Raw genomic sequence first — 1388 nt, forward strand, 5'->3', positions numbered from 1 at the left:
AGCGCACCCGACCGGCATTATCGACCTGCGCGGTCCAGTAGGTCATCAGGATCGGCACTGGCGCCGACAAGCGAAATTCGTGAGTGGTGCCGGTGGCGAGCAAGGTGTCGGTGCGGGCCTTTTCCGCCGGGGTCAGGAGCAGGTCGCGCAGCTGCATCGGGTGCTCGACCCGCACGCAGCCGGAGCTGAAGGCACGCGGCCCTTTCTCGAACAGCGCCTTGCTCGGCGTGTCGTGCAGGTACACGGAGAACGGGTTGGGGAAGCGGATGACCATCTGCCCCAACGGATTACGCGGCCCGGCATCCTGACGCAGGAGGATGTTGCCGGGGTTGTCCCAGTCGATGTCCGCCGCTGCCAGCGGTTGCCCATTGGCATCGAGCACTTGCAGGTTCTGCCGGCTGAGGAAGGTCTGGTCCTTGCGGATTTCCGGCAGCTTGTCTTCTTTCCAGATAGTCGGCGGCACGGTCCAGGTCGGGTTGAGGGTCAGGCGCGTGACGAGAGACTTCAACAACGGTGTCTGGCGCTCGGCGCGGCCAACCTGAGTGCGGGTCTGCCACACGGCTTGACCGCCCTGATACAGAGTCAGTTCGGCGGCGGCAACGTTGACCAGCAGGCCATTGGGTTCCATGTCCTGGGCCAGCCAGCGGAAGCGTTCGAGGTTGACCCGCAACTGTTCACGGCGGTTCAGCGGACTGATGTTGAGCTCGGCAATCGTCCCCGGCCCGACCACCCCGTCGGCCTGCAAGGAATGGCTGGCCTGAAAACTTTTCACGGCATCGACCAGCACGCCGTCATAGGCATTGCCCGGCGCGCCTAAGGCGTGGGTCAGATAGCCTTCGCTGAACAGCCGCTGCGCCAGTTCCGGCACGCGTTTATCTTCCATCGACGGGCGCAGCAGCGGCCCGTTGCCCACGGACTGCCATTGCGGCAACGCTTTGAGCCGTTGCACGGCGTAGAGCTGGCGCAGGCTTTGATACTGCGCCAGACGCGGACGGGCCAGATCGAACGCGCCGGCGATGTCGTGCATGCCGGGTACGGCGATGGCCAGCAATTCCGCCTGACGGTCGCGCGGGGTGTCGTCGGCATGCCACAGCGGTTCGAAATGCGATTGCAGCAGGCGACCGTAATGCAAATCCTGCAGGGCCTGGAGGTAGTTGCGGCTGATGTCGATGTCGGCGCACAACTCGCCATCCTGCGGCGCTGCGCTCGGAAGCGGGTAGCGCTTGGGATTCAGCCCATCGTCGGCCAACAGTTGCAATTGCGCGTGCAAGGCCGGCAATCGTGCGGAGTCACTGGCCCACACCGGCATCCAGTCCTGCTGTTCGTAGAAGGCCTGCAATTGCGTGAGCGCCGGGCCATTGAGCTGCGCGGCAATCGCCGCGCACGAC

General features: G+C 64.8%; 1 protein-coding gene. It reads right to left on the bottom strand.

The genetic code is table 11. The annotated features are described in order from the left end of the window. Positions 1-1388 (bottom strand): murein L,D-transpeptidase (locus tag DBR24_RS17750; protein ID WP_256591599.1); only part of this gene is annotated, 1388 nt, incomplete at both ends.

It is taken from the genome of Pseudomonas sp. HMWF006, from assembly GCF_003061205.1.
Classification (GTDB): Bacteria; Pseudomonadota; Gammaproteobacteria; order Pseudomonadales; family Pseudomonadaceae; genus Aquipseudomonas; species Aquipseudomonas monsensis.